Raw genomic sequence first — 7,186 nt, forward strand, 5'->3', positions numbered from 1 at the left:
GGGCCCCCCCCCCCCCCACCGCGGGCCGGGGCCCCCCCGAGCTTTTCCGGCGCCTCCCGGACGGGGCCGTCAGCCGCCGACCAGCTCGCCGTCCGCGTCGTCGGCGAAGCCGGGCACCCACTTCAGTGACTCGGCGCGGGCCGGGATCTCGCACTCCAGCTGGCAGAGCACGCCGGTGCCCGCCGACAGCACCCGGTGGATGATCACGTACTCGGGCGGCAGGTTCAGCTGCCGGACGACGTTGGACGGCCGCAGGTCGGTGACCTGGGCGGCCATGTCGCGCAGCCACTCGCGGTTGAACTTGAACGTCTCGGTGACGAACGGCTCGGTGATCGGCGCGAGGAACGCCTGCAGCGACTCGGCGTCGATCTCCACGCCCTCGCGGATGAAGTCCTCCCGGCGCAGGGCCTCCTCGACCTCGTCGATGTCGGCCATCGTGCCGATCCGCAGCAGCAGCCCGAGGCGCCGCTGGAACCCGCCGGGGATGCGGTCGACGGCGCCGAAGTCCAGGACGCCGAGCCGCCCGTCCTCCAGCAGCCGGAAGTTGCCGGGGTGCGGGTCGCCGTGCAGCATCCCCGACCGCTTCGGCCCCGACAGCAGGAAGCGGCAGTACAGCAGGGCCGCGTGGTCGCGGGTCTCCTGGTCCCCCTCGCTAATGATCTTCGAAAGCGCGGTGCCGTCCATCCACTCGGTGATCAGGATGTTGCCGGACTGCGCGACGACCTCGGGAATGGCGAAGTCGGGGTCGTCCAGGTAGGCCTCGCGGAACCGGGTCTGCGACTCGGCCTCGATCGTGTAGTCGAGCTCCTCGACCACCCGCTCCTTGAGCTCGGCCAGCATCGACTTGACGTCCAGGCCCGGCATCAGCACCCCGAACAGCCGCCCCAGCCGGGCGAGCTGGTTGAAGTCGCTGATCAGCGCCTTGCCCGCGCCGGGGTACTGCACCTTCACCGCGACGGCCCGGCCGTCGTGCCAGACGGCGCGGTGCACCTGGCCGATCGACGCGGCGGCGGCCGGCCGGTCGTCGAACGACTCGAAGTAGTCCCGCCAGTCCTCCCCGAGGAACTCCTCCAGCACCTTGTGGACGGTCGATGCCGGCAGCGGGGGAGCGGCCTCCTGAAGCCTGGTCAGCGTGGCCCGGTACGGGCCGGCGATCTCCGGGGGCAGCGCCGCCTCGAAGATCGACAGCATCTGGCCGAGCTTCATCGCGCCGCCCTTGAGCTCGCCGAGCACCTTGAACAGCTGCTCGGCGGTCCGGGTCTGGATCTCCATCGCGACCGTCTCCGCCGGCCGGCCGAAGGTCCGCTTCCCCACGCCGAGGGCGGTGCGTCCCGCGAAGCCGATGGGGAGGGACGCCAGCTTTGCTGACCGCGTCACCGCGCGGCGGGGAAGATCGCTCACGTCGACCATTGTCGATGATCCACTGTCGTTCACGCCACAACCATCCCGAACTCTCCCCGCAGCCGGAACCGGTCCACCGATCTGACCTGCTCAAACGCGGTAAGTGTGCGCTTTCTCACGCGGGTGCGGGGCCGCGCGCCGCGCGCCGCGGCGGGCACGGTACGGTGCCGGACATGTCCGCGGAGCCTGCCGATGTGCTATTGATCGACCGCCGTCCCGACGGGATCGCCGTCCTCACCCTGAACGACCCCGGCCGCCGCAACGCGATGGCGGACGAGCTCACCGCCGCCTGGAAGCGGGCCGTCGAGGACCTGCGCGCCGACGCCGCGCTGCGCTGCGTCGTCGTGACCGGCGCCGGCACCGCGTTCAGCTCCGGCGGCGAGCTGTCCTGGCTGGCCGGAACCGGCGACGTCGCCGTCCCGCCGCTGCGCGACCGGATGCTGGAGTTCTACCGGACGTGGCTCGCGATCCGCGGCCTGGAGGTGCCGACGATCGCCGCCGTCAACGGGCACGCCGTCGGAGCCGGCCTCTGCCTCGCGCTGGCCTGCGACCTGCGGTACGCGGCGCGGGACGCCAAGCTGCTCGCCCCGTTCACCGCCCTCGGCCTGCACCCCGGCATGGCCGCGACCTGGCTGTTCCCCGAGGTCGCCGGGCTGCCGCTGGCCCGCGAGATGCTGCTGGCCGGACGGGTCCTCACCGGCGCCGAGGCCGCCGGGCACGGCCTGGTCAACCAGGCCTTCCCGCGCGAGGACGTGCTGGCGGAGTCCCTCGCCGTCGCCGAGCGGATCGCCGCGCAGGCGCCGATCGCGACCCGGCTCACCAAGGTCGCCCTGGCGAACGGCGGCCACCCCGACATGGAGTCGGCGCTGCGCTGGGAGTCCCTCGCCCAGCCGGTGACGATGGCCTCCCGGGACATGCGCGAGGGCCTCGCGGCGCAGCGGGAGAAGCGCAGCCCGCAATTCTCAGGCGAGTAAAGTGCGCGGGCGCACCGCCGCAACGGTCCGCCGAGATTGGTGGAACCGCTGGAGAACTGTCTAAAACATAGGGGTTGACCTGCGGTAACGTCAAACACCCCCTGTGGATTCGGCAAAAATTCGAGTACGGTTCTGACCGTGCCCCCTAACGTTGAGGTCCGCCGCAGCCCGAGGCGCAGGCGCACCGTGTCCGCCTACCGTGAGGGCGACAAGGTGGTGGTGATGGTTCCGTCAAGGCTGAGCAAGGCCGAAGAGGAACAGTGGATCGCGACCATCCTGGAACGCCTCGCGGAGCGGGAACGCCGGCGGCGGCCCACCGACGCCGACCTCCAGTCCCGCGCCCGCGAGCTGTCCCGCCGCTACCTGGCCGGCCGCGCCGACCCGGTCAGCGTCCGATGGGTCGCCAACCAGCGCGCCCGCTGGGGATCGTGCACCCCCGACGACGGCACCATCCGGCTGTCCACGCGGCTGCGCGGCATGCCCGGCTGGGTCGTCGACTACGTCCTGGTCCACGAGCTGGCGCACCTGCTCATCCCCGGGCACGGCGCCGACTTCTGGGAGCTGGTCGGCAACTACCCGAAGGCCGACCGCGCCCGCGGCTACCTGGAGGGCGTCGCCGCCGCCGCCCACCTGCCGCTCGAAGCGGACGCCCCCGGCGACGTCGCCGACATCCACCACGGCGACGGCCTGCACCCCGGCGAGGCGTACCCGCACGAGGCCGCCGGGTGACCGACCAGGTCGCCACGGGTCACACGCCCGAAGGGCCGGCGCGCTGCGCCGCCGTGCTCGCGTGGCCGCTTCGCTCCGCCGTGCCCCCCGGCCTCGACCCGGAGGACTACCGGCTCGCGCTCCTCGAGGACACCTACGAGGTCGTCGCCGGACTCGAACTCGTGACGCCCGCGCTCGTCCTGGACCCGCCGGACCAGCCGGACGCCGAGGCCGTCACCTGGCCGGGCACGCCGATCGTCCGGGAGGGCACGCTCGCCGGCGCGTTCGCCGCCCTGCACGCCCTCGGCGCCGAGACCGCCGCGCTGATCGCCCCCGACGCCCCGGACCTGCCGCCGCTGCTGCTCGGCAAGCTCTTCCGCGCCCTCGGCTCCGCTCCGGCCGCCGCCTGCCAGGCCGAAGGCGCCGCCGCCCTCGGCAACGGCCTGGTCGCCCTCGCCGCCCGCCTCCCGCTGCCGGATTGGCTGGCCGGCGCCCTGCGCGAGGTCGACCTCGACACCCCCGACGCCCTCGCCCGGCTCCGGGCCGCCGCGCCGCGCCCCGGCCTCGTGCCCCAGGGCCCCGGCTGGCACCGCCTCCGCACCCTCGACGACCTGCGGTTCCTCGACCCCGGCCTGGAAGGCTGGGAGAACACCCGCGCCCTCCTCGAAGGCCACCCGCTCGGCCGCTGACCGGGGCGTCACGCTCGCGCGGCGACCGCCCGGGCCACCAGCCGCCGGACCGCCGCGTCGGCCGACTCCGGCAGATCGTCCACCGGGAACCAGCGGAGATCGTCCGACTCGTCCGAGATCGCGTGCCGGGCGCCTTCCGGGGCGACCGCGACGTACTGCACGTCCAGATGCCAGGTCCCCCGCGGGTGGCAGGGGACCTCGTGCCGGTCGAGCTGGACGGGCCCCGGGAACAGCCGCAGGCCCGGGATGCCTGACTCCTCCGTCGCCTCGCGGAGCGCCGCACCCGCGAGCGCGACATCGCCCGGCTCGCAGTGCCCGCCGAGCTGGAGCCACGCCTTCACCTTCGAATGCAGCGTCAGCAGGACCCGGGTACCGGACGCGTCGAGCACGGCGGTGCTGGCCGTGATGTGCGCGTCAGCGCACTCGCGCCACAGGCCGTCGGCCGGGTGCCGCTCCAGATGCCGGAGGAACTCCTGCCGCAGCCCGTCCTGGCCGGAATCGGGCGCCCGCCAGGACGAGAGGACGCGCACCGCGTCCCCGTAGAGGACCCCGGCCGTCACGACCGCGGGCCCGGTGAGCGCCTCATGTGCGGCCGACGCGGGGGTAGCGGGAGTTGGCCGGATGGCGGCGGCGGCGTTCCTGGTCGAGCGGGCGCTGCCAGCACAGGCTCGCCCGCGCGACCCGCCTCCGGATCGCGTTCGTGGACGAGCCCGGCTCGTAGCGGCAGCCGTTCACCCGCGACGGGCGCGACCGGCTCATGCGCGCGGCCCCTCGTCGCCGGGCCCCCGTTCGCCGCCGGGCTCCCCGCCGTCCGGCCCCTTCGCGTCGCCGGACTCCTTCTCGTCGGGCTTCTCGTCGGGCTTCTCGTCGGGCTTCTCGTCCTCGTCCAGACCCCGGGTGAGCTTGGACAGGTCGATGTCGGACAGGCCCTCGATCTCGTCGCGGCCGTGGACGAAGCCCTCCGGGTCGTCGAGGTCGTCGGACGTCGGCAGCAGGTCGGGGTGCTCCCAGACCGCGTCCCGGCCCTCGGCGCCGCGGGCCTCGGTCAGCGACCGCCACAGCGCCGCGGCCTCCCGCAGCCGGCGCGGCCGCAGCTCCAGGCCGACGAGCGTCGCGAACGTCCGCTCCGCCGGGCCGCCCGTCGCGCGGCGCCGCCGCACCGCCTCCGCCAGCTTCACCGAGCCGGGCAGCCGGCCCTGCGCGGCCTCGTTCACGACCGTGTCGACCCAGCCCTCGACGAGCGCCAGCGTCGTCTCCAGCCGGGCCAGCGCCGCCTTCTGCCGCGGCGTCTCCTCGGGCTGGAGCTGGATCTCCCCGCCGAGCGCCTCCTGGATGGCCTCCGGGTTGCTCATGTCGAGCCCCTGCACGGCCTGCTCGATGCCCGACAGGTCGACGGTGATGCCGCGCGCGTACTCCTCGACCGCGCCCAGCATGTGCGCCCGCAGCCACGGCACGTGCGTGAACAGCCGCTGGTGCGCGGCCTCGCGCAGCGCCAGGTAGAGCCGGACCTCGTCGGAGGAGACCTCCAGGCCCTCCCCGAACGCCTCGACGCCCGCGGGCAGCAGCGCGCCGACGCCGTCGGGCGCCAGCGGCAGCCCCACGTCGGCGGAGCCGGTCACCTCGCGGGCCAGCCCGCCGAGCGCCTGCCCGGCCTGGCCGCCGACCATCGCCCCGGCCATCTGCTTGACCATCCCGATCAGCGGGCCCGCCATCGCCTGCATCTCGGCCGGGATGTCGCCGCCGCCGAGCGCCCCGCCCATCGACTCGACCATGCGGGCCGCGATCGGGTCGCACACCTTCGCCCACACCGGGAGCGTCTGCTCGATCCACTCCGACCGGCTCCACGCCTGCGGCGTGCGGATCCCGGCGGGCAGCGTCGTCCGCTCGTCGAGCCACAGCTCCGCCAGGCGCAGCGCCTCCTCGACCTGGCGCCGCTCGGTGTCCACCACCGACGGGTCGCCCTGCTCCACCACGGTGTGCCGGGCGATGTTCTTGGCCAGGTCCCAGTTGAGGGGGCCGCCGCCCTCGCCGCCCGCACCCTGCGCGCCGATCATGTCCGCGAACCGGTGCAGCATGTCGGCGAACTGGGCCATGTCGCCGCCCATGCCCTTGAACGGATCCTGGGGCCGGTCGTCGTCGTCGCCGTCCCCGGGACGGTTGAAGCCGAACGGAGTGTCACTCATCGGTTTGCCCCTGGGATGCATGATGGGCTCATATCCGCAACGTTAGCCGGTCCCGGCAAGGTCGCGTACTCAAGGAAGGGGGCACCCCCGTGGCAACGGGCAAGGTTCGCCCTCGGCGTAGCAAGGGCCCGGTCGTCGCCGTCACCGGCGCGGCCACCGGCGCGGGGCGGCTGCTGGCCGCCCGGCTCGCCGAACGGGAAGAGATCCGCAAGGTCGTCGCCATCGACGGGCACCGCGGCGACGTGTCCGGCGTCACCTGGCGTGTCGTCGACATCAGGGATCCGCTGCTGCCCGGCCGGCTCTCCGACGTCGACGTGATCGTCAATCTGGACCTCGAACGGTCCCCGGACGCGGACCCGCGCGAGCGCCGGACCCACAACGTCCGCGGCGCCCAGACCGTGGTCACCGCCGCGGCGGCGGCCCGCGTCCGGCGCGTGGTCCTCGTCACGTCCGCGATGGTCTACGGGGCGGGGCCGGACAACGAGGTCCCGCTGAGCGAGGACGCCCCGCTGCTCGCCGAGGCCAGCACCTCCATCGCCGGCGACTACCTGGAGATCGAGGAACTGGCCGCCACGGCGCACCTCACCCACCCGGGGGTCGAGGTCACCGTCGTCCGGCCGGCCGCGCTCGCCGGGCCGGGCGTGGACACCGTCGTCACCCGCCACTTCGAGGCGCCGCGGCTGCTGTCGGTCAAGGGCAGCACGCCCGGCTGGCAGTTCTGCCACATCGACGACCTCGCGTCCGCGCTGGACGTCGTCGTCACCGAGAACGTGCCCGGCCCCCTCGCGGTCGGCTCCGAAGGCTGGCTCGGCCCCGAGGAGGTCGCCGAGATCACCGGCAAGCGCCACTTCGAGCTGCCCGCCGCCCTCACCTTCGGGATGGCGCAGCGCCTGCACCGGCTCGGCATGACCCCGGCGCCCGCCACCGACCTGCACTACGTGGCCTACCCGTGGGTCGTGGACTGCGCGCGGCTGCGCGCCGCCGGCTGGAAACCCCTCCACGACAACGCCGCGGCCCTGCGCGCCGTGATGGAGGAGACCGCCGGACGGCACGCCGTCGTCGGCCGCCGCGTCGGCGGCAAGGAGGCCACCATGGCCACCGCCGCGGGCGCCACCGTCGCCGCGATCGGCGCGGCCGCCGCCATCCGCCGCGCCCGCAGGCGCCGCCGCTGAGCTCCCGCCACACGACGAGGGAGGACCTGCTCCGCCGGGGTCCGGGCCCCGCTGCAGGG

Annotated in this window: 8 protein-coding genes; 4 read left to right on the forward strand and 4 right to left on the reverse strand. The window is 74.4% G+C overall.

What is annotated here, in order from left to right:
- Positions 1–69: 69 nt before the first annotated feature.
- Positions 70–1,401 (reverse strand): AarF/ABC1/UbiB kinase family protein, encoded by a 1,332-nt coding sequence (locus AB0C69_RS35070; RefSeq protein WP_360359511.1) that lies wholly within the window; start codon positions 1,399–1,401, stop codon positions 70–72.
- A 173-nt stretch (positions 1,402–1,574) separates the two neighbouring features.
- On the opposite strand from AB0C69_RS35070, the gene AB0C69_RS35075 reads away from it, so the two are divergent.
- The 3 genes from AB0C69_RS35075 to AB0C69_RS35085 all read left to right on the forward strand — a co-directional run bounded on the left by AB0C69_RS35075 (position 1,575) and on the right by AB0C69_RS35085 (position 3,772).
- Positions 1,575–2,375 (forward strand): enoyl-CoA hydratase-related protein, encoded by an 801-nt coding sequence (locus AB0C69_RS35075; RefSeq protein ID WP_353831761.1) that lies wholly within the window; start codon positions 1,575–1,577, stop codon positions 2,373–2,375.
- Positions 2,376–2,561: 186 nt separating this feature from the next.
- Positions 2,562–3,104 (forward strand): M48 family metallopeptidase, encoded by a 543-nt coding sequence (locus AB0C69_RS35080; protein ID WP_345184542.1) that lies wholly within the window; start codon positions 2,562–2,564, stop codon positions 3,102–3,104.
- The gene (locus tag AB0C69_RS35085; protein ID WP_360359514.1) at positions 3,101–3,772 is read left to right on the forward strand and encodes a hypothetical protein; all 672 of its coding nucleotides are present in this window, start codon (positions 3,101–3,103) and stop codon (positions 3,770–3,772) included. The genes AB0C69_RS35080 and AB0C69_RS35085 overlap by 4 nt, the downstream gene beginning before the upstream one ends.
- Positions 3,773–3,780: 8 nt before the next feature.
- Here the strand turns inward: AB0C69_RS35085 and AB0C69_RS35090 are convergent, their stop codons facing one another.
- From AB0C69_RS35090 to AB0C69_RS35100, 3 genes are read right to left on the reverse strand one after another with little or no spacing between them, the layout of a single operon-like run.
- On the reverse strand, positions 3,781–4,332 hold the full coding sequence (locus AB0C69_RS35090; protein ID WP_360359517.1) for an NUDIX hydrolase: 552 nt from the start codon (positions 4,330–4,332) through the stop codon (positions 3,781–3,783).
- Between the two features lie 22 nt (positions 4,333–4,354).
- Positions 4,355–4,531, reverse strand: coding sequence for a hypothetical protein (locus AB0C69_RS35095; protein ID WP_360359520.1), 177 nt, complete (start codon positions 4,529–4,531; stop codon positions 4,355–4,357).
- A complete protein-coding gene (locus AB0C69_RS35100) occupies positions 4,528–5,955 on the reverse strand; it encodes a zinc-dependent metalloprotease (protein ID WP_360359523.1) in 1,428 nt (475 codons plus the stop codon). Before AB0C69_RS35100 ends, AB0C69_RS35095 begins: the two co-directional genes overlap by 4 nt.
- Positions 5,956–6,044: 89 nt before the next feature.
- Here AB0C69_RS35100 and AB0C69_RS35105 point away from each other — a divergent pair, with 89 nt between their 5' ends.
- Entirely contained in the window at positions 6,045–7,127 is a 1,083-nt protein-coding gene (locus AB0C69_RS35105; RefSeq protein ID WP_353831764.1) for an NAD-dependent epimerase/dehydratase family protein, read from the forward strand.
- Positions 7,128–7,186 lie beyond the last annotated feature (59 nt).

Source organism: Actinomadura sp. NPDC048032 (assembly GCF_040653175.1).
Taxonomy (GTDB): Bacteria; Actinomycetota; Actinomycetes; order Streptosporangiales; family Streptosporangiaceae; genus Spirillospora; species Spirillospora verrucosospora.

Coding starts and splice junctions, on each gene's coding strand:
- AB0C69_RS35075 (WP_353831761.1), top strand. CDS start 1,575: ATGTCCGCGGAGCCTGCCGATGTGCTATTGATCGACCGCCGTCCCGAC.
- AB0C69_RS35100 (WP_360359523.1), bottom strand. CDS start 5,955: ATGAGTGACACTCCGTTCGGCTTCAACCGTCCCGGGGACGGCGACGAC.
- AB0C69_RS35095 (WP_360359520.1), bottom strand. CDS start 4,531: ATGAGCCGGTCGCGCCCGTCGCGGGTGAACGGCTGCCGCTACGAGCCG.